The sequence below is a fragment of the Kribbella sp. CA-245084 genome, assembly GCF_050942355.1.
In the GTDB taxonomy this organism is placed as follows: domain Bacteria; phylum Actinomycetota; class Actinomycetes; order Propionibacteriales; family Kribbellaceae; genus Kribbella.
In genome coordinates this window covers 3840341-3861278 of record NZ_CP192053.1, presented here as the reverse complement: position 1 = coordinate 3861278, position 20938 = coordinate 3840341, and the positions used below count along the sequence as shown (strand labels likewise).

Here is a 20938-nt window from a genome sequence, read left to right as displayed (position 1 = left end):
GGTCCTGGCCGGTGAGGTGCCTAGGCGTTGCCCGGACGGTCGCCCGCCGGGTCGGGCGCATTGAGGGCGTCGCCGTGGTGCTCCGACAGCAGCTCGGTGATCTCGCGGGCCAGCTCCTGCCCGGTCAGCCCGATCTCCTGCAGTACGGCGGGACGCTTGGCGTGCCGGAGGAACTCCTGCGGGATACCGAAGTCGCGGACCGGGGTCCCGATGCCGGCGTCACGGACCGCCTGCGCGATCATCGAGCCGCAACCGCCGGCCCGGCCGTTGTCCTCGATCGTGGCGACCAGCTTGAAGTCCTCCGCCAGCTCGACCAGCTCGGGAGCGACCGGCTTCACCCAGCGCGGGTCGACCACCGTGACACCGAAGCCGTGCGCCTCGAGACGGTCCGCGACGTCCAGCGCGGTCGCCGCCATCGCACCGATGCCGACGAGCAGTACGTCGTTACCGGTCCGCTTGAGCACGTCGAGCTGACCGATGCGGTCGATCGCCTCGATGTCCGGGCACACCTCGCCCTTCGAGTACCGCAGTACGGTCGGGGCGTCGTCCACCTCGACTGCCTCGTTGAGGAGCTCCTGGACCCGCTTGCCGTCGCGCGGCGCGGCCAGCCGGAGGCCGGGGACGACCTGGAGGATCGACATGTCCCACATGCCGTTGTGGCTCGGGCCGTCGTCACCGGTGACGCCGGCGCGGTCGAGCGCGAACGTGACGCCGCACTTGTGCAGCGCGACGTCCATCAGGACCTGGTCGAAGGCGCGGTTGAGGAACGTGGCGTAGATCGCGACGACCGGGTGCAGGCCGCCCATCGCGAGACCGGCCGCGCTGGTGACCGCATGCTGCTCCGCGATGCCGACGTCGAACGTCCGGTCCGGGAACTCGTCGGCGAACCGGGCCAGACCGGTCGGATGCAGCATCGCCGCCGTGACCGCGACCACGTCCGGGCGGCGGTGGCCGATCTTGATCAGCTCGTCGGAGAACACGTCCGTCCAGCCGCGCGGCTTGTTGGCCGGGCGGATCTGGTGGAAGTTGTCCTCCTCGTCCTGCTCGGCGGCCGCGTAGCCGAAGCCCTTCTTGGTCACCGCGTGCACGATCACCGGTCCGCCGAACGCCTTCGCGCTGCGGAGCGCGTCCTCCATCGCCTCACGATCGTGGCCCGCCACGGGTCCGACGTACTTCAGGCCGAGGTCCTCGAACATGCCCTGCGGGGCCAGCATGTCCTTCAGGCCCTTCTTGATCCCGTGCAGCACCTCGTACATCGGCGGGCCGACGTACGGCGTACGGCCGAGGTTCTTCTTGATCAGGTCGAGGACCTTCTCGTACCGCGGGTTGGTGCGGAGCGTGGTCAGGTGCGTCGCGAGGCCGCCGACGGTGTCGCTGTACGAGCGGCCGTTGTCGTTGACGATGATGACCAGCTTGAGGTCCTTGCCGGCGGCGATGTTGTTCAGCGCCTCCCAGGCCATGCCGCCGGTCAGACCGCCGTCGCCGATCAGTGCGACGACGTGGCGGTCCTCCTTGGTCAGCCGGTACGCCTTGGCCAGGCCGTCGGCGTACGAGAGGGCGGTGGAGGCGTGGCTGTTCTCGATGACGTCGTGCTCGGACTCGGCGTGGCTGGGGTAGCCGGACAGACCGTCCTGCTGACGGAGCGTGTCGAAGCGCGGGGCGCGGCCGGTGACCAGCTTGTGCACATACGCCTGGTGGCCGACGTCGAAGAGCAGGCGGTCGTGGGGCGAGTCGAAGACGCGGTGCATCGCCAGGGTGATCTCGACCATCCCCAGGTTCGGGCCGAGGTGACCCCCGGTCCGGGACACGGTCTCAACCAGCACGTCCCGGATCTCCGCCGCGAGATCGGTGAGCTGCTGATCAGTCAGCTTCTTGAGGTCCGCCGGACCTCCTACCGTCTCCAGCACGCGCATCGAGCTCCTCCCGCAGGTCTTTCTCGAATGCTTGAGTCTATGCTCGCGTCGCCCGGAATCCGAACTCGGTAAGGGGCCGCTGAGCCTGGCTCGGGCAGATGTTGGGCAATCTCACACTCCAAGACGCTTCCCGGGAGTCGCTGGTTCGACGTGGTGGGCGTCTCACTTAGAGTCATCGGTATGGACCTGGTGAGGACCCTGTTCCGGAAGTACGACGGGCAGCCGCATCGGCTGGTCGAGGCGATCCGCCTCGGCGAGGACGAACACGGCCTGTGGGTCGGCTCCCTCCCCGGCACCCAGGGCCAACGCGCCGACGGCAGCTGGAAAACCATCGACCACCACCGCGTCCGGCTCTTCCCCCGCGGCCAATGGTGGAGCGCCCTCTTCAACGACGAGCCCCACCAGACAGCCATCTACTGCGACATCACCATGCCGGCCGAATTCGGCGTCGACTCGGTGACACTGGTCGACCTGGACCTCGACATCCGCCTGCTCCGCGACGGCACGGTGAAGGTGATGGACGAGGACGAGTTCCACGCCCACCAGGTCCACTACAACTACCCACCCCAGGTAGTAGCCACCGCCCAAGCAACCTGCGACCACCTAGCCGCCACCATCACCACCACAGAACCCTTCACCACGGCGTACAAGCCCTACCTGGAACTAATCCGGGGAATGTAAGACAGCCCCCGCGGTGCTACGCGCGACTCCTTCGTCGCCGCCCTCCGCGCCGCCCCACCCACCCCCGAGCTCATCGCCCGGAGCATCCCTTCCGCCTATCGCCGGGACCTTCCGGCTACCGCCGGACCCGCGGGCTACCGCCCGCACCCGTGCGCGCTACCGCGCCGACTGACGGCCCCTCGCGGTGCTACGGGCGACTCCTCCGTCGCCGTCCTCCGCGCCGCCCCACCCACCCCCCGGCTATCGCCGGTGCATCCTTTCCGGCTATCGCCGGACCCACGGGCTATCGCCCGGACCCGTGCGCGCTACCGCGCGACCGACCGCCCCGGCGGGCACTCGGGACGCGTCAGCCGGACCGCATCCTCCGCTGACCGCCAAGGCGTCTGCACCGCTCTGCCGGCCAGCCGCCGTGAGGCGGCCGGAGGCGCGCGGCGGAGACGGGACGGGCAGGACGCGCGTGGCAGGAGGCGAGGACGCGGCGGGATGCAGTTAGACCAGGTGCTCGCTCAGCGCCCACTCTTCGCGAACGGCCGTGAACACAGCAACCGGCCCCCGTCGGCTAGGAGCCCCCCTGAGCCGACAAGGGCCGATCACGCGTGTCGGTTAGTCCGGCACCACAACATCCTCGGTCGCATAACGCGACCAGTCCACTCCCCACAGCAAAGTTGCATGAACCTGCAGAACCAGTCGACTCAGTACTCGCGAGTCACAAAGCCATAGGCAGACGTGCGAAATCGGTCAGCTCCGGGTCCTGCTCGACCAACCGATCCTCGGACGCCTCCCAGCCCCGCGACACGACGTACCGTGCCTCGCTCCGGAAGATCGGCACCAGCCAGGCGATCACGATCGGCCCATCGGGGCTGTCGCACGTCGCGACCTCATCGGGAAGTAAGCCACCCCTGTATCGGTCCGAGTTGCCGCTCAAGATGCTCAACCAACCCGATCACCGCTCAACCCCACCCTGAAGATGAAGAGCTCGCCCCCAGGCAGACTCTGGCGCATCCAGCACCTGGTGGGCCTGCGCGATGTCCGGGTCGGAGATCACCACCAGGTTGTCGGGTTGATACTCGGGCGCCGCGCCCCGCAGTTCTCCTAACGCCACGACGACACCGCCGGCTTTGCCGAAGTCCATCCGAAGCGACCAGAGCACGGTCCTCCCCGACTCAGACAATTGCGTCGCAACTCCGAATCCCACCACCGGTGAACCCAGCACAGACGCCCATGGCTCCAAGCCCGACACATCCTCGGCATCAATGCCTGCAGTCGCAGCATCCTCAGGCGCCACAACCCGAAGCATCTCGTCGTACCCCCGCAGACACCATTCGAGAACCAGCGTCATCGAGTCTGTCGACACAACCACGGCCTGATCGACGTTGTGGACCCGCGCCGTCGGCATGTCGCTCTGCCCCCTGTACCCGACCCGCCTCAAGCGTTGGCCAACAAGTGCACCAAGTGCACCCGACGCCAAGCCGACTATCCCGCCAGACCATTCAGCCTCAGCCATACCCCGCCCTCCCGAGCAGTCAGAGCGGATAGTCCACCTTCCACGGCGCATCGAACCGGTCGGTCTCGACACCCCGGCCTGACAGATGCTCGATCACCTCATCAAGCGTGTCGAAGTCCATCCGCCGACGATCCACGATGTCGTCCGGCGCCGGCCACGAGTCCGTGTCGAGCGCCGCATCATGCTCGAACTCCACCAGCATGATCCGCCCGTCCTCCGACGGCCGAATCATCATCCAGGCCCGCCTCCCACCCCGGCTCGGCGCAACCTCCGCCACCACCAGGTCCAGCGACATCGTGACCCGATTCCGGACCTCGATCCTCATGAACCACCTCCGCTACCGAGTCTCAGGCGCTAGATCGCAGCTGCAAGGAATGCTGGCGGATTGGCCCACTCACGCCTCACGCCGAGGTGTCCCTCGGAGTACATGTGCACCCGAGGATCGTCCCGTGACAGCCAGGTGAATTGATAACCCTGGTGCATGGAGAACACAACGTCGGCGTGATCCAGGAAATCCTCGACGCTGTTCTCGTGGAGTAGATCACGCGCAGCGTTCTTCAGTTCGACCGGATGCGGATAGAGATGTCGGTGCCTGCTTGGAACTTCCCGGCGCCACGGCCCATCACCTTCAGGAACTCCTCATACACCGGCGGAAGCACGGCGACCGCTTGGGCAACGCGGATCTGAGCAATCTCGCGCTCGCCGCACCCGAGGAAGTCGCTCTGCTGGGCACCCTTGAGAACCAGCAGAGCGATCACGGCACCGATCGAGTCGACGGTCGTCATTGAACTCCCACAGTCAGAGACCTTGGCTTGCCCTGGTCGAGGATCCAGGGCAAACGTCGGCCGGATCAAACGCCACGCCGCATTCGGCGTACGGCTGCATCGAAGACCGTGGCGTACTCCAGGTGTTCTTTGACCTCGCCTTGGAGAGTCAACACCCTTGGCGACATACCGAGCGATGGCGCGTCCGCGACAGAGCGGCCAATCTGCAGGTTGATGGCGCCGTTTACCGCGAAGGTTGCAAGATCCGCGTCGGGCAGCCGATCGAGGAGCGCTGCCGACAGCGTCGTGCTCACGATGAAGTACTGCCAGATGCCGCGATCCACCAAGCCGCACAACTCGCCCGCCTTCACGATCGACGACCGCGATTCGTACCGCTGACCGGTCGGGATCAACTCGTGTACGACGAGAAGATACGGACCATACTCAGACGGCAACGCGCCGATCGCCTCCTCGACCGCTGAGGCAGTCAAGCCAGGCAACTCACGCCGTCGGGCACCACCGGCGCGAAACCACTGATCTGGTTCCAAGACGTTGGTCACTGAAAGCGCCTCACTCAGACTCACCGGATTCGAGTGTCAGGTCGGCCGAGGCGACCGACGGCGCAGCGTACGGCAGGATCAGGAGGCGGCGCACCTTTGGGCCGATAGGTTGGCGGGTATGCGTGATGTCAGGGTGGTGTATCGGAAGTTTGATGAGAAGTTGCATTGGCATCAGTGGATGCGGTTGTTGGGGGAGGATGAGTACGGGGTTTGGTTGGGGGCTCCGGCTGGGTCTGTGTCGCAGCGGGGGGATGAGCCGGTGGTTACGCAGGAGCAGGCTCATGTGCAACTGTTTCCGCGGGACAGGTGGTTTACGGCGATCTTCAACGATGAGCCGCGGTACACGGAGATTTATGCCGATATCACCACGCCGGTGGAGTTCTCCGATGATGTCGTGACGATGATCGATCTCGATCTGGATGTCATCAAGCGCCGCGACGGGAACGTGTTCATCGACGACGAGGACGAGTTCGCGGAGCATCAGGTGCAGTACGGGTATCCAGCCAACGTGATCGCGACCGCGCGGGAGACCTGCGACTGGCTGGTGCAGGCGGTGTCGACCGACGAGCCGTTCCTCACCGTCTACAAGACGTACCTCGACAAGGTTCGTTAGGCGAAGGCCCAGGCCGCCATCAGCGGGAGTTCCCGGCGCCAGAAGTCGTCGCCGTGGGAGCCGGCGCGTTCGGTCAGTACGACGTCTGCCTTGGCGTCGCGGAGCGCGTCCGCCCAGCGGGCCGCGTTCTCGAGGAACCATTCCTCCTCCGTACCGCCGACGAAGTACGCGCGTGGCAGCGTGCTCCCCATATCGCCGGGTGGTTGGTATCCGCCGCCGGGCGACGCGCAGAAGATCGCGCCGTAGATGTCGGGGTGGCGAAGCCCGATCGCGAGCGCGAGTTCGGCACTCGCCGAGACGCCGAACACCGCCGTACGTGCCACGGGCAGCGCCACGTCGAAGCGCGAGTACACCCACGAGCGGACATCCTCGACGAAGAACTTCTCGTGCGCCGCGAACCGCTCCAGCTCGAACCCGGGCGAGTACTCGTGGAGCCGCTCCATCTCGTCGTCCAGGCGATGCGTCGCGACGAGCAGCGTCGGCGGTACGTCGTCCGCCGCGTTGAGGAACTCGCCCCACTGCGAGATCAGTTGACCGTCGCCCGCGAACACCACGGCCTCGGGTGTCGCCGCCGGGACGTACGCCGTGACTTGCCGACCGCCGCCGTACTCGAACGTCTCGGTGACTACTGGCATCCCCTCACCGTACCGAGTGCAGGGTCAACGTCCCGTTCTTCAGCATCATCACTCCCGGCAACGGTCCGCGCTGCCCGGCGTACATGTCGGCGATCGGCGCGACGGTGAGATACAAGTTCTCACCCGCTGGTACGTCGACCGCGATCGCCGGCAGCTCGATCGTGCGCCGTACGCCGCGGGCCGGGTGCTTCTCGTGCAGCGGCATCGTGTTGTTCTGCACGACTTTCGCGGTCAACGGGCTCTTGCCGACGCTCAAGGCGAAGTACGCCGCGGACTGCGGGATCACCGTATAGACATCACCGGACAGCGTCGGCGTACCCGCGATCGTGAGCGGGCCGTGGGCGATCGGCAGATTGACGGGCAGACCAACGCCGGTCGGGGCAACGATCTTGCCGAGGCGATAGCTCTTGTTCGGCGTCGGGTTCTGTTGCGTGAGGCAACGACCGCCCGCGGTCGACAGGTGATAAACACCGAACCCGGTCAGACCGGACGACTGGTGCAGCAACTGCAGTTGCATGAACCGGATCGACAGACCGGCGAAGTTCGGCGATCCGAGAGCGATCGAGCACGGATCGCCGGCGGTCGCGAAGCCCGGCGGTACGACGCTGGGCAGCGTGTGACCGCCGTTGTACCCGACGAAGATCGAGCGCGCCCGTGCCCGAGCCGTGAGCGCGCGGTCGAAGTTCGCGAGACCTTGATTGAGATTGAAGAGGTTGTCGGAGATGCCCTGACCGAACAGGACCGGGATATCGAGCTTGCGCCCCTGCTGCACCTGCCAAGCCGGTCCGTTGTGCGCGAAGAACGCATCAAGATCGCGGCCGGCCTTCCCCGCCGGCCACGCGCCGGTCGCAATCAACGCAACAAATGCGGCCGACACCGCAGGCGGAAGATGCGTGCCACCACCCGCGAACAGGACCGACAGCCACATGGTCCGAGCGGCTTCCTGCGGCGCGAGGCTCTGCTTGAGATCCCACCAGGTGACCTCCGGAGCGAGCGCGTCGAACCGGGTGCGCCCGCTGTCGCGCAGCTCGGTGAACGCACCGGCGAACTGGTATCCGCCGCCGTACGACCCGCCGATCGCGCCGATCAACGGATCGCCGGGCCGTTGCTTCGTCACCCAGTCGAGGCCGGCAACCAGATCGACAAGCTTCACGACATCGCGACCCTCGAAGTCCGGGTTCATCACGTGCGCGACGCCCGTACTCTCGCCGAAGCTCCGCTGGTCGAAGCTCAGTACGCCGAAGCCCGCGTCGAGCCAGTCCTTGAACGCCGCGGGGTCTGTCGTACGGCTCCCGCCCCACCCGTGACTGTGGAAGATCAACGGCACGGTGTGCTGCGCCGAGGCCGTCGCCGGTTTGAAGAGCGAGTAGCAGATCCGCACCGGCGTCGTCGTACCAGGCTCTGGCACCGATGCCACACATCCGTTGACCACCGTGCTGTCGGCGGCCGCTGGGACCACGGGCGACAACAGCAGAACAATCACACCCGCCAGAGCAAGCACAGGACGACGCATCAGTGACTCCCGGTGATCGACTGCTCACACGTTAGAGGAATCCGGCGTGCACTGCGACACTGTGCGCGTGCATATCGCGATCGAGGTCGTGGCCCTCGTCGCCGTCGTCGCGGCCGGTGCCGCGCTGGCGCGACGAATCGGGGTCTCGGCTCCCCTGCTGCTGGTGGTCATCGGGATCGCCGTGTCGTACCTGCCGTTCATCCCCCGGATCGAACTCTCGCCCGAAGTCGTCCTGGTCGGATTCCTGCCGCCGCTGCTCTACTCGGCCGCGATCAAGACCAGCCTGGTCGACTTCACCAAGCACCGGCGGTCGATCGGCCTGCTGTCCGTCGGCCTCGTCGCCTTCACCGCACTCGGCGTCGGTCTGGTCGCCTGGTGGTTGCTCGGCTCGGTCGCGGAGTCGATCGGTCAGCAGCCGCTGCCGTTCTGGGCCGCGTTCGCGATCGGCGCCGTCGTCGCGCCGCCCGATGCGGTGGCCGCGACCGCGATCGCCAAACGCGTCGGCCTCCCCCGCCGGATCGTGACGATCCTCGAGGGCGAGAGCCTGATGAACGACGCGACCGCGCTCGTCTGTCTGCGTACGGCGATCGCGGCCGCCGTCGTCGCCCCGACCGTCCTGCACGTCAGCCTGGATTTCCTGCGCGCGGCCGGCGGCGGTGTGCTCATCGGCCTGGTGGTCGCGTTCGTGCTCGCGAAGATCCGCCGCCGGTTCACCGATCCGGTCCTCGACACGACCCTCAGCCTGACCGCGCCGTTCATCGCCTACATCGCGGCCGAGAACCATTACGTGCACGCCTCCGGCGTACTGGCCGTCGTCGTCACCGGGCTGCTCCTCGGGCACAAGTCGCCGATCATCCAGTCGGCGAAGTCGCGGATGTCGGAGCGGACCAACTGGCGGACGTTCCAGTTCCTGCTGGAGAACACGGTCTTCCTGCTGATCGGCCTGCAGACCCGGTGGATCCTCGACGCTCTCGGCAACAGCCCGCTGCCGGCGTGGCTGATCGCGACGTCCACGATCGCGGTCTTCCTCGCGGTGGTCCTGCTGCGGCCGATCTGGATCATTCCGACCACGCTGTTCTCGCGGCGAGTGCTCGGTCCGTCGCGCCCCGGACCCGTTTCACGGCGAGCCATGATCGTTGTGTGTTGGGCCGGGATGCGGGGCGTGGTCACGCTGGCGGCGGTCTTCACGCTGCCCGAGAACACGCCGCATCGCGAAGTACTCGTGTTCATCGCCCTGACCGTGACCGCCGGCACGCTGCTCGTTCAGGGATCGACCCTGCCCTGGCTGGTACGGCGGTTGCGCCTGCCCGGACCGGATCCGGCCGAGGACGCGTTGCAGGAGGCCGCCGTACTGCAGGGAGCGCACCGCGCCGCGATCGAGAAGCTCGACGAGATCTCGTCGCCGACGGATCCGCCTGCCGTGCTCGACGTACTGCGGCAGCGGGGAGAGGCGCGCGCACAGGCCGCCTGGGAGCGGCTCGGGCGGCCGGAGACCGAATACGAGACGCCGAGCGAGGCGTACCGACGGTTGCGGATCGCGATGCTCGAGGCGGAACGTACCCACATCCTGAAGGTCCGCGACGCCGGCCTGGTTGCCGACGAGGTGCTGCAGCGGGCGCAGAACGCGCTCGACATCGAGGAATCGATCCTGGACCGCGACGAGGACGACGACGTCGGCGGGCGCTCGGAGGATCTGCGGCCGAAGATGCTGCCGGGCGGCGAGTGCGAGCACCTCTCGCAGGCGCCGCTCGTGGTCGCGCCGAACACGCCGGACGGCTGCGAGGAGTGCCTGGCCGACGGCACGTCCTGGGTGCACCTGCGGCTGTGCCTGGGCTGCGGCCACGTCGGGTGCTGCGACTCGTCGGAGATGAAGCACGCCAGCAAGCACTACGACGAGGACAAGCATCCGGTGATGCGCAGCTTCGAGCCGGGCGAGACGTGGCGGTGGTGTTTCGCCGACGAGAAGCTAGGTTGACGGCATGGCGGACTGTCTCTTCTGTTCCATCATTGCCGGTACGACGCCGGCGCAGATCGTGCTGGACACCCCGGACGTGGTCGGGTTCCTCGACATCCGGCCGGTGTTCAAGGGCCACACGCTGATCGTGCCGCGCGCGCATGTGCCGACGATGGTCGAGATGACCGACGAGGTGATAGTCCCGCTCTTCGGCGCGGCCCGATCGGTCGCGGACGCCGTCCGTACGGCGTTCGGCGCGCAGGGCTCGTTCGTTGCCGTCAACAACGTTGTGTCGCAGTCGGTGCCGCACCTGCACGTCCACGTCGTACCGCGAACCAAGGGCGACGGGCTCCGTGGGTTCTTCTGGCCGCGCACGAAATACGCCGACGAGACCGAGGCTTCGGAGTACGCCGGGAAGCTACGCGCCGCGCTCGCCGACTAGCTCGTACTCCACTTGCGGCAGTGGGTTGCCGTCGCCGAAGTCGCGGCTCTGGGTGGCGCCGGTCTCGGTGAAGCCGACCTTCGTGTAGAAGCGGCGTGACTGTGGGGTGTCGCGCAAGGTCCATAGGTGAACGCGTTCGAAGCCGTCGGCGCGCAACTCCTGCAGGGTGCTGGTCATGAGCGCTGCCGATACTCCGCTCCCCCAGCCGTCGGGGTGCGTGTAGAAGCTGTGAATCTCTGCGAACCCGGCGCGGGTCTCGGACGGCTCTGACCAGGAGATCGCCAGCGGTCGGTCATTGACGAAAGCGAGCATGATCAGCCCGTTGCCTTCCGCGATCCGCGCATGCCAGCGGGTCAGCCGGCTCTCGATCCCCTCGCGGGCGACCTCCGCCGGGAACAGGGGCGCGTACGCCGCCGCCCACGAGGCAGCGTGAACCTCGCCAACCGACGCACCGTCGGCCGGTGTCGCCCGACGCGCAGAGATCCGAGCGACGGAATGGTTGGTGTGGTCAGCGGACGGGTCGGTCAAGGCGGGACTCCAGCTTCTCGAGTGCGCGCTCGACGGCGACGCGAACTGTTTGATCGGGGTCGTCGGCCAGCGGCCGGATCGCCTCGGCATGCTCGTACTCGCCTGCGGCGCCAACCGCACGAACGGCGGCCGCACGAACCCGCGGCAGCTCATGCTCGAGCATCGGCAGCAATGCATCGACGAGCTGACCGAGCTCCCGCTGCGCCGTGATCCGCGCAACGTGCTCACGAACCCGCCACGCCGAATCGCCCGCCGCGATCAGCAACGTGTCAACCACGTCCTCGCGCCACACATACAGGAACACCCGGGCCGCCCAGACCCGGATCCAGTAGTAGTTGACCGGATCAACCGGAGCCTGCCACCCGCCGGGATTGTCCGACCCGGTGATCGCAACCAGCTTCGGCAACTCAGCGCCGTACGCCGCCTCGCCCGGGATCTCCCCGCTGAGGAACGCGACGCACCAGTCGATCACCACGTCCTCGCCGTACTCCGCACACGCCGCGCGGACCACGTCACGCGGTGACTCCCTCTCACTCATAAAGTCAGTAAACCGCGCGCCGCCGACAGTTCTAGTGCTGCTTGGCCCACTCGGCGCGATAGTCGTAGCCGTCTTGGCCGGGTGACTCCCAGCGGACGCGCACCGATCCGCCAGGCGGCAGCGAGCGGAACCCCTCGGCCTCGATCACCGAGAAGTGGGTCCAGCAACCGCCGGGAGTGCTGAGGCAGTCAACGACGCCCCAGCCCTCGTCGTCGTGCCAGAAGCGGACGACACCGTCATCCTCTCCGGTACGACGCTGCACCCGTCAGCTCGCGATCAGTGAACGCAGCACGTACTGCAGGATGCCGCCGTTGCGGTAGTAGTCGGCCTCACCGGGGGTGTCGATCCGGACGACCGCGTCGAACTCCTTCTTCGACCCGTCCGTGCCGGTCACGGTCACGTGCACCGTGCGCGGGATGTCACCGTCGTTCAGCGCGGTCACGCCGCTGATGTCGAAGGTCTCCTCGCCGGTCAGGCCGAGTGACTCCGCGGTCTCGCCCTCCGGGTACTGCAGCGGCAGAACACCCATACCGATCAGGTTCGACCGGTGGATGCGCTCGAAGGACTCGGTGATGACGGCCTTCGCGCCGAGCAGCGCCGTACCCTTGGCGGCCCAGTCACGCGACGAGCCCGAGCCGTACTCCTTGCCGGCCAGGATCACCAGCGGCGTCCCGGACTCGGCGTACGCCTCGGACGCCTCGTAGATGCTCGTCACGGGCGCGTCGGACTTGGTGAAGTCGCGGGTGAAGCCGCCCTCGGTGCCGGGCGCGATCTGGTTGCGCAGCCGGATGTTCGCGAACGTGCCGCGGATCATCACCTCGTGGTTGCCGCGACGGGAACCGTACGAGTTGAAGTCCTTGCGGTCGACCCCGTGCTCGGCCAGGTACTTACCCGCCGGGCTGTCGGCCTTGATCGAGCCGGCCGGGGAGATGTGGTCGGTGGTGACCGAGTCGCCCAGCTTGGCCAGCACGCGGGCACCGGCGATATCGGTGACCGGCGACGGGTCCTTCGCCATACCGTCGAAGTACGGAGGCTTCCGCACGTACGTCGACTCGCCGTCCCACGCGAACGTCTTGCCCTCGGGCGTCGGCAGCGACTGCCAGCGCTCGTCGCCGGCGAACACGTCGGCGTAGTCCTTGGCGAACATCTCCTTGTTGATCGAGCTCGCGATCGTCCGCTCGACCTCGTCCGCGGCCGGCCAGATGTCGCGCAGGAACACGTCGTTCCCGTCCTGGTCCTTGCCCAGAGCATCGGTCTCGAAGTCGAAGTCCATCGTGCCGGCGAGCGCGTACGCGATCACCAGCGGCGGGCTCGCCAGGTAGTTCATCTTCACGTCCGGGTTGATCCGGCCCTCGAAGTTCCGGTTGCCGGACAGCACCGACACGACGGCGAGGTCGGCCTCCTGGACCCCGGCCGAGATCGGCTCGGGCAGCGGGCCGGAGTTGCCGATGCACGTCGTACAGCCGTAGCCGACGAGGTGGAAGCCGAGCTTCTCCAGGTACGGCGTGACGCCGGCCTTCTCGTAGTAGTCGGTGACGACCTTCGACCCCGGCGCGAGCGACGTCTTGACCCAGGGCTTCGACGCCAGGCCCTTGTCGACCGCGTTCTTCGCGAGCAGCGCGGCAGCCAGCATGACCGACGGGTTCGACGTGTTGGTGCAGGAGGTGATGCTCGCGATCACGACGTGGCCGTGGTCGAGCTCGACCTCGGCGCCGTCCATCGTGACCAGGGTCTTCTTCGACGGACGGCCCGGGCCGCCGTGTGGCACGTGCGGTTCGTCGTTCACGCTGCCATGGCCGTTCGGCGCGTCACTGGCCGGGAAGCTGCCCGTCTCCGACGGGTCAACGTCCACCTCTTCGGTGGCGTAGTCGGTCAGCGCCCCGCGGAAGGCCTCCTTCGCCTCGCTCAACGAGACCCGGTCCTGCGGCCGCTTCGGGCCGGCGATCGACGGTACGACGGTCGACAGGTCGAGCTCGAGGTACTCGGAGAAGCGCGGCTCGACGGACAGGTCGTGCCACAGGCCCTGCTCCTTGGCATACGCCTCGACCAGCGCGACGTCCTGGTCGCTGCGGCCGGTCAGCCGCAAGTAGTCCAGCGTCACGTCGTCGATCGGGAAGATCGCGCAGGTCGAGCCGAACTCCGGGCTCATGTTGCCGATCGTGGCCCGGTTCGCCAGCGGCACGGCCGCGACACCCTCGCCGTAGAACTCGACGAACTTGCCGACCACGCCGTGCTTGCGCAGCTGCTGGGTGATCGTGAGCACCACGTCGGTCGCGGTCGCGCCGGCCGGCACGGAGCCGGTCAGCTTGAAGCCGACGACCTTGGGGATCAGCATCGACACGGGCTGGCCGAGCATGGCCGCCTCGGCCTCGATCCCGCCGACGCCCCAGCCGAGCACGCCTAGACCGTTGACCATCGTGGTGTGGCTGTCGGTGCCGACGCAGGTGTCCGGGTACGCGACACCGTCGCGGACCATCACGGTCCGCGCGAGGTGCTCGATGTTCACCTGGTGCACGATGCCGGTGCCCGGCGGGACGACCTTGAAGTCGTCGAACGCGGTCTGGCCCCAGCGGAGGAACTGGTAGCGCTCGCCGTTGCGCTGGTACTCGAACTCGACGTTGCGCTCGAACGCGTCCGGCCGACCGAAGACGTCGGTGATGACCGAGTGGTCGATGACCAGCTCGGCCGGGGCGAGCGGGTTGATCTTGGCAGGATCACCGCCTAGTTCCTCGACCGCCTCGCGCATGGTGGCCAGGTCGACGATGCACGGGACGCCGGTGAAGTCCTGCATGATCACGCGGGCCGGCGTGAACTGGATCTCGGTGTCCGGGGCCGCGTTCTGGTCCCAGTTGCCGAGCTTGCTGATGTGCCCGGCGGTGATGTTCGCGCCGTCCTCGGTGCGCAGCAGGTTCTCCAGCAGGACCTTCAAGGAGTACGGCAGCGTGTCCGCACCCTCGATACCCGCCAACCTGAAGATCTCGTACGACTGCCCGTTGACCTCGAGTGCCCCCTTGGCACCGAAGCTGTCGACGCTCGCCATCAACCCGCTCCTCTGTCCAGTCCGTGTCCGCTGTACTCATCCTGCCGAGCACGATTCGCGGCCGCGAGGTCAGGTTGCCCTAACCTCGCGCCGCAAACTCTCTCGACATCAAGATACACGACATCGAGCCAACTTCGTGAGGCCTTCTCAGACCTGTGGAAGAACTTCGGCCGCGATCAGGTCGAGGTGGTCGAGGTCCTTGAGGTCCATGATCTGGACGTACTGGCGCTGCGAGCCGGCCGCGGCGAACTGACCCAGCCGATCGACGACCTCGGCCGGCGTACCGGCGATGCTGTTCGCCTTCAAGTCGTCGACATCGCGGCCGATCGTGTCGGCGCGCTGCTTCACCTCGGCGTCGTCCTTGCCGACCACGACGGTGTGCGCGGTCGACAGGATGAGCGTCTTCGGGTCGCGGCCGATCTCCTCGCAGGCAGCCTGGACGCGCTTGTACAGCTCGCCGGCGGCTTCGACCGAGCAGAAGTTCGCGTTGAACTCAGCGGCGTACTTCGCGGCCAGGGCCGGCGTCTTCTTCTTGCCGCTGCCGCCGATGATGATCGGCGGGTGCGGCTGCTGGACCGGCTTCGGCAGCGCCGGGGAGTCCTCGAGCTGGTAGTGGTTGCCTTGGAACGCGTACTTCTCGCCGACGGGCGTGTCCCAGAGGCCGGTGATCAGCTCGAGCTGCTCGGCGAGGAGTTCGAAGCGCGTGCGGGTGTCGGGGAACGTCAGGCCGTACGCCTTGTGCTCGCCCTCGAACCAGCCGGCGCCGAGGCCGAGCTCGGCCCGGCCGCCGCTCATCTGGTCGACCTGCGCGACCGAGATCGCGAGTACGCCGGGGTTGCGGAACGTCGCGGAGCTGACGAGCGTGCCGAGCTTGATCGTGCTGGTCTCACGGGCCAGGCCGGCGAGCGTGATCCAGGAGTCGGTCGGCCCCGGAAGGCCGTCGCGATCGCCCATGGCGAGGTAGTGGTCCGAGCGGAAGAACGCGTCGAACCCGTTCTCCTCGGTCTTGCGGGCGACCGCCAGGAGGTCGTCGTACGAGGCGCCTTGCTGCGGTTCGGTGAAGATCCTGAGAAGCATGGCGCCAACGCTATCTTGCGCTGGTGTACAGCTTCTCCAGGTACGACGGCTGCCACTCCGGGCCGCGGCTGTACAGGCGGCGTACGAGCCCGTTCACGTCGAGACGCGGCTCGATCGGGTTGTCCCACCAGTCGGGCACTTGGTCGTACCACCGGTCGATCCGAAGCGTGCGGCCGGCGGCATCGATCCGCGCGAACAGCCAACCACCCTGCGCACTGCGCTGCTCGGTCAGCCACAGGTCGCCGAGCAGTCCGCTGAGCTTGTCCGCGGCGTACTCCGCGTCGTCCACGTCGGGCGGCTCGAGATCGAACCGGTACGACGGGGCCGCCGGGTCGAGCACCTGCACCTGAATCGTGAACCCCGACGGCACAATCGCCGTCCGAGCCCGACACCAGGCCCGCAACGCCAACACCGCATCCGACTCGTCGGGCCGAGGCCGAGGCCGCTCCGCCTCCGCCCGCATAGCCTCCTCAATAGACCCCGGCACCACCGCAATCCGAGGCCCATCCCCACCAACCAACCCCAACCCAGGAATAGACATCCGAGCCACAACCGCAGCCGCATCCACCTCGCCGCGATCCCCGTGGCCCTGGTGCTCGCCGTGGCCCGGCTGATCCCCGCGGTCGCCGTAGTCCCCGCGAGCCCGTTGGTCCCCGTCGTGCGCCCGCCCCGCGCCATTCGCGCGGCCGACGCCGTTCAGCCCGCCCGCACCATTCGCGCCGTCCGCTCCGCCCGACCACGCGGCGGCAGCCGTCCCCTCGCCCTGCTCCTCGCTGTGCGTCTCCCAGTCAGCCGCATCCGCCCAAGCGGGATCGCTTACCTGATCCGCACCCGACCGAGCCGCACCGTTCGTCCGCTCCGCCCCGTTCGCGTCGTACGCCCGATCCGCGCCATTCGCGTCGTACGCCCGATCCGCGCCGTTCGTGGTGTCGGGTTCTCGACCCCACTCGTCACGCTCACCCGACCACGCGGCCGCTTCGTCCTCCGCCGAAGCAGGCAGCTCGTCGAACCCAACCGCCTGCATCTCCCCCGTAGGCGCATCGTCATCAACAACCGGCATAACCCCGGTCGGCCAGTCATCCTCAGGATCCCCAACAAAGTCAGCTCGTCCATCGCCCGCGCCACCAGCCCACTCCGCCGATGCGGATCCAGCTGAAGCACCCGCGGTCGAGGCATCCCTCGGCCCAGCACTCTCGGACGACGGCGCGGCACGGTCGCGCGGCGCAGGTTCGGTGGCCTGCGGGGTGCGCGCCGAACTGTCGGCGTACATATCCCATCCGCCGTCGAGCCGAGCCACCTGCGATTGCTCGGAATCGGAATCGGAACCAGGCCAGGTCCCCGACTCAGGATCGGACAGCCCGTTCGCGCTCGCGGCAGGCTGCCGCTCCAGCGGATGGGGCTCGGCTCCCGGCCGCGAGGCCGGCCGAGGAGCCTGCTCCGGGTTCGGGAGTGGCTCGGGTTCTGGGTCTGGTTGCGGCTGAGGTTCTGGTTCCGGGAGCGGCTCGGGCGCAGGTTCGGGCTCAGGCTCGGGGAACGGCTCAGGCTGCGGTTCAGGATCCGGCTGCGGCTCCGGATCAGGGAACGGCTCCGGCAAAGGCTCCGGCCCCGGGAACGGATCCGGATTAGGCGTCGGCTCCGGCCCAGGGAACGGCTCAGGGCGCGGTCCCGGGCCTGGGAACGGCTCGGGATGCGGCGTGGGACCTGGCGTCGGCTCGGGGCTCGGACCCGGGTACGGACCGGGGCCCGGGCGCGGTGCCGGCTCGGGGTGGGGCGGGTTCGGCTCAGGCCATGGAGCGGGGTGCGGCTCTGGCTGGGGCCAGGGCTCTGGGCGCGGCTGCGGTTGAGGCCAGGGCTGAGGATCTACTTGAGCCTTAGCCTCGCCCCACCCAGCCTCAGCACCACCCTCAGCCGCCCGAGACTGCACATCTGCCTCAGCCGCCCGCGACTCGCCGTCCGCCTCAACTGCACGGCTCCGGACGTCGCGAGTCGCCGCGGACCGGCCGTAGATCTCGTCCTCGTCGTCGTCCACCTCGAACGCGTCGTACCGCCCACCCGGCCGATCGAGCGCTGATCCAGCTCGTGCTCGGTCGTCCTGCGCTCGCATCGACTCGCCCTCGGTCCGCGCCGAGTCCTGCGCGCGTGCATCTGACGAGCTGTGTCCACGTGCGTCAGCCGCGTCGTACTCGCCTGCTTGTGCCGAGCCGTGGTCCAGTGCTTGTGCCGAGCCGTGTGCGCGCGGGTCCGCCGAGTCCTCCACGCGTCCATCTGCCGAGCCGTGTCCACGTCCATCAGCCAGGTCGTGCTCGCGGAGCTCGGCCGCGCTGTGGTCCAGTGCTTGTGCCGAGCCGTGTACGCGGGAGTCCGCCGAGCCGTGCTCGCGTGCATCAGCCGAGTGATGGTCGAGGGCTTCGGGCGAGCTGGGCGCGCGCGCGTCTGCGGATGGTGGGAGTACGTCGGATGCTTGTGCGGCTGAGGGCTCCTCGACTACCGCTGGGATCTCGGCGGTCTGGTCGTCCGCGTCGAGGTCGGCGGACAGCTCGTGCGGGGCGAGGTCGGCGGACAGCTCGTGCGGGGCGAGGTCGGCGGACGGCGCGTTCGGGGCGCGGTCGGCGGTGGCACGATCGGGCGCAGCGGGATCGGCCGCGCGGTGATCGGTCGGGTGGGGCTGGTTTCGCTGGTGGGCGGTGGTGTTGAGCGGGTCACCGGGGGTTGCGTCGTACGGCGGGGGCGGGGTGGGGGTTTCGTAGTACGGCGTGGGGTGGGCGGCTTGCTGGGTGGTCGAACGGTTGTCGGGTGAGGGCTCGACTGATGGGTACTCCGCGGCCGGCTGCTGGGGCTCGGTGGGGGTGAGTGGGGCGAATGGCGAGGGGCCGGTGAAGGAGGCGAGGTCTTGCTCGGCTGCGGGGGGTGGGTCGAGGACTGCGGCGATCTCGGCGGTGGGGGCGTCGTCGTCTTGCAGGTCAGCGGATGAGGGACTGCCTGCGGCCTGCGACTGCGCGAAGGGCGAGTCGGGCGCGGCTGACTCTGCCGAGGCGTTGGGGGCGAACGGTGAATCGGATGGGGCTGCATCGGGGGCGTTCCGAGCGAAAGGCGAGTCGGCTGGTACGGCGTCTGGGTGTGAGGCTGGGGCGACCGGGGAGTTCGCTGGCGAGGCGGCCGCTGGTGGCGCGGTTGGCTGTTGGGCCTGGGGCTGGTCCGCAGCACCGGGCTGGGACAGCTGAAGAGGCTGTCCAGGCGCTCCGAAGTGGGCGGTCGCGCCGGAGTGGGCGGTCTGATCGGGCTGGGCGGGTGCGCTGGGGTGACCAGGATGCTCGGGGTAGGCGTTATCGCCGCGGCCTGCGATTCCACCGGCCTGCGGGCCGCTGTGGGCAGTCAGGCCGAGCTCGCCGGGTTGGCCTGGCTCGGCGGGTGTGGCGGGGTGGGCTGGTGCGCCGGGGTGGGTCGGGCCGGGCTGGGCGCCGAGTTGGCCTGGCTCGCCGGGTCTGCCGGGCTGGGCGCCGGGTTGGCCTGGCTCGGCGGGTGTGCCGAGGTGGGCTGGTACGCCGGGGTGGGTCGAGCCCGGGTGGGCGCCGGGGTGGGCGGGGTGGGGGGTGCGGTGGGGGGGTGGGTTTTCTACCCATTTGCCGTTGATCCAGGCGGGGCCGGTCCAGGCGGGGTTGTTTTCGGCGGTGTCGTCGGCGAAGGGGTTGTATTCGCTGGTGGCTTCTTGGTTGGACCAGTCGGGTTGTTCGGCGGTTTCCCAGTCCTGCTCGTCGGGTGACGGAGCCGCGGCGGCGGGGGCGTCGGCGAAGAGGCTGTTGTAGAAGTCGTCGCCTTCGTACTGGCCGCCGCCTACGCGTGGGGGCTCGGCCGACGGGAGGGTCGGGTTGTACGTCGGGGTGGGGAGGCCGGGGGTCTGGACGTCGTGGGGCAGGTACGTGCCTGGGCCTGGGCCGGCGGAGGGCTGGTGCGGCTCGGGTTGTACGGCGGGGGTGGAGCCGGTGTCGTGTTTGCGGCGGCGGAGCCAGCCCTGCTTCTTCCCGGTGACCCCGTAGTCATCGTGCCCGCCAGTCCCACGCCCGTCGGCATCGTGGACGGCCTGTCCGTACGCCGCGGCCTCGTGGCTGGCAGCATCGTAGGCGGGGCCTCCGTACGCCGAGATCCCGCGCCCATCGGTCTCCTGGCCGTCAGGTCCGCCTGCCGCGGCCCCATACCCGCCAGTCCCGCGTCCGCTCGCATCACGTCCGCTGGCATCACGTGCGCCGGCCTCGTGGCCGGTGGCTCCAGGCACCGCCGGCTCTGGCCAGCCCGCCTCGTAGGCGGCCGGCGGGTGGACGGCCGGCGGATGGGCGGCAGGTGGGGCGTCGATGGGTTGGCCGGTGAAGGGGCTGATGCCGGGTGGGACGACGTACGACTCTTCGTCCTCGGGCTGCGAGGACGGTGGCCGGCTGTCGGGACTTCCAATCACGAGATCTTCAACGACCGACACCTCGGCTGTGTCAGGGTCGTCGGCGAAACTTGCCGGTACTGCAAAGTTTCGGGTGAAGTCCTCTGCCGCTGCGACCCCCGCCGCGATCTCCGGCTGCACCGGGGAGCGCGGGTCGATCCGGAAGTGCGAGAAGAACCTCCCCAGCGCCTCCTCGGTGATCCTCGAGCTCAGCGCCGTGCGGATCAGCTCGACGCCATACGGACGCAGTTCGTCGAGCCCGTCGAGGTAGTCGGCCCACTCCGCGACCCACTCGATCATCTCGTCGGCGGCGGCCTCGTCCGAGGTGATCCAGCCACCGATCGGCTGGAACCCGTCGTCGACCGGCTGCCACGGATCGCCCGGGTACGACGCGCGCGCCCACGTCCCGTTGAACGCGCCGTACACGAACCCGAGCTCGCCTGCCGTCTGCCGCTTCCGCACCTCGGGCTGACCGATCCAGTCCGGGGACCCGGCCAGCAGATCGGCGCCGGCGGTCGCGCTGTGCTGCGTGTGGAAGCCCCACAGCACGACCCGACCGTCGCCCAGCCGGGTCAGCCGCAGCACGGAGGCGGTCTCGTCCTGGTGGTGGTATCCGTCGGCGTCGGCATACCACCGGCGGTCGAAGCCCGTGGCATGGGCGACCGCTGCGAGAGCGGTCCAGCGGGACCGCAACTCCTCAGGGTCGTCCAGGTCAACGAGCGGCATCAGGTCTCCAGCGCATTGGAATCC

Annotated in this window: 18 protein-coding genes; 4 read left to right on the top strand and 14 right to left on the bottom strand. The window is 68.4% G+C overall.

The window, feature by feature from the left end; translation table 11 throughout:
• Positions 1-20: 20 nt before the first annotated feature.
• Positions 21-1913: a 1-deoxy-D-xylulose-5-phosphate synthase gene (gene dxs, locus ACQPYH_RS18535; protein ID WP_432892878.1), complete on the bottom strand. Its 1893-nt coding sequence runs from the start codon at positions 1911-1913 to the stop codon at positions 21-23.
• Between the two features lie 180 nt (positions 1914-2093).
• Here dxs and ACQPYH_RS18530 point away from each other — a divergent pair, with 180 nt between their 5' ends.
• Positions 2094-2594 (top strand): DUF402 domain-containing protein, encoded by a 501-nt coding sequence (locus ACQPYH_RS18530; protein WP_432892876.1) that lies wholly within the window; start codon positions 2094-2096, stop codon positions 2592-2594.
• A gap of 706 nt (positions 2595-3300) precedes the next feature.
• On the opposite strand, the gene ACQPYH_RS18525 is transcribed toward ACQPYH_RS18530, so the two are convergent.
• From ACQPYH_RS18525 to ACQPYH_RS18505, 5 genes are all read right to left on the bottom strand, one after another.
• A complete protein-coding gene (locus ACQPYH_RS18525) occupies positions 3301-3438 on the bottom strand; it encodes a hypothetical protein (protein ID WP_432892874.1) in 138 nt (45 codons plus the stop codon).
• 99 nt (positions 3439-3537) lie between these two features.
• Positions 3538-3990 carry a hypothetical protein gene (locus ACQPYH_RS18520; protein ID WP_432892872.1) on the bottom strand — a complete coding sequence of 151 codons (453 nt, stop codon included), beginning with the start codon at positions 3988-3990 and terminating at the stop codon, positions 3538-3540.
• Positions 3991-4117: 127 nt separating this feature from the next.
• A complete protein-coding gene (locus ACQPYH_RS18515) occupies positions 4118-4423 on the bottom strand; it encodes a hypothetical protein (protein ID WP_432892870.1) in 306 nt (101 codons plus the stop codon).
• 232 nt (positions 4424-4655) lie between these two features.
• Positions 4656-4883 carry a hypothetical protein gene (locus ACQPYH_RS18510; RefSeq protein WP_432892868.1) on the bottom strand — a complete coding sequence of 76 codons (228 nt, stop codon included), beginning with the start codon at positions 4881-4883 and terminating at the stop codon, positions 4656-4658.
• Between the two features lie 65 nt (positions 4884-4948).
• A complete protein-coding gene (locus tag ACQPYH_RS18505) occupies positions 4949-5353 on the bottom strand; it encodes a hypothetical protein (protein ID WP_432892866.1) in 405 nt (134 codons plus the stop codon).
• A gap of 328 nt (positions 5354-5681) precedes the next feature.
• Between ACQPYH_RS18505 and ACQPYH_RS18500 the strand changes: the two genes are divergently transcribed.
• Positions 5682-6035 carry a DUF402 domain-containing protein gene (locus tag ACQPYH_RS18500; RefSeq protein WP_432892864.1) on the top strand — a complete coding sequence of 118 codons (354 nt, stop codon included), beginning with the start codon at positions 5682-5684 and terminating at the stop codon, positions 6033-6035.
• Here the strand turns inward: ACQPYH_RS18500 and ACQPYH_RS18495 are convergent.
• On the bottom strand, positions 6032-6670 hold the full coding sequence (locus tag ACQPYH_RS18495) for an alpha/beta hydrolase (protein ID WP_432892862.1): 639 nt from the start codon (positions 6668-6670) through the stop codon (positions 6032-6034). The genes ACQPYH_RS18500 and ACQPYH_RS18495 overlap by 4 nt on opposite strands.
• 4 nt (positions 6671-6674) lie before the next feature.
• On the bottom strand, positions 6675-8183 hold the full coding sequence (locus ACQPYH_RS18490; protein WP_432892860.1) for a CocE/NonD family hydrolase: 1509 nt from the start codon (positions 8181-8183) through the stop codon (positions 6675-6677).
• A gap of 67 nt (positions 8184-8250) precedes the next feature.
• Here ACQPYH_RS18490 and ACQPYH_RS18485 point away from each other — a divergent pair, with 67 nt between their 5' ends.
• Complete coding sequence (locus ACQPYH_RS18485) at positions 8251-10158, top strand: Na+/H+ antiporter (protein ID WP_432892858.1); 1908 nt, start codon at positions 8251-8253, stop codon at positions 10156-10158.
• Positions 10159-10162: 4 nt separating this feature from the next.
• The gene (locus tag ACQPYH_RS18480; RefSeq protein WP_432892856.1) at positions 10163-10579 is read left to right on the top strand and encodes an HIT family protein; all 417 of its coding nucleotides are present in this window, start codon (positions 10163-10165) and stop codon (positions 10577-10579) included.
• Here the strand turns inward: ACQPYH_RS18480 and ACQPYH_RS18475 are convergent.
• From ACQPYH_RS18475 to ACQPYH_RS18450, 6 genes are all read right to left on the bottom strand, one after another.
• Positions 10556-11107 (bottom strand): N-acetyltransferase family protein, encoded by a 552-nt coding sequence (locus ACQPYH_RS18475; RefSeq protein ID WP_432892854.1) that lies wholly within the window; start codon positions 11105-11107, stop codon positions 10556-10558. The two genes, ACQPYH_RS18480 and ACQPYH_RS18475, sit on opposite strands and share 24 nt — an antisense overlap.
• Positions 11088-11645: a HEAT repeat domain-containing protein gene (locus ACQPYH_RS18470; RefSeq protein WP_432892852.1), complete on the bottom strand. Its 558-nt coding sequence runs from the start codon at positions 11643-11645 to the stop codon at positions 11088-11090. The genes ACQPYH_RS18475 and ACQPYH_RS18470 overlap by 20 nt, the downstream gene beginning before the upstream one ends.
• A gap of 31 nt (positions 11646-11676) precedes the next feature.
• A complete protein-coding gene (locus ACQPYH_RS18465; protein ID WP_432892850.1) occupies positions 11677-11907 on the bottom strand; it encodes a cold shock domain-containing protein in 231 nt (76 codons plus the stop codon).
• 3 nt (positions 11908-11910) lie between these two features.
• A complete protein-coding gene (gene acnA, locus ACQPYH_RS18460; protein ID WP_432892848.1) occupies positions 11911-14685 on the bottom strand; it encodes an aconitate hydratase AcnA in 2775 nt (924 codons plus the stop codon).
• A gap of 147 nt (positions 14686-14832) precedes the next feature.
• Entirely contained in the window at positions 14833-15762 is a 930-nt protein-coding gene (locus ACQPYH_RS18455) for an LLM class F420-dependent oxidoreductase (protein ID WP_432892846.1), read from the bottom strand.
• A 10-nt stretch (positions 15763-15772) separates the two neighbouring features.
• Entirely contained in the window at positions 15773-20914 is a 5142-nt protein-coding gene (locus ACQPYH_RS18450; RefSeq protein WP_432892844.1) for a hypothetical protein, read from the bottom strand.
• Positions 20915-20938: the final 24 nt, after the last annotated feature.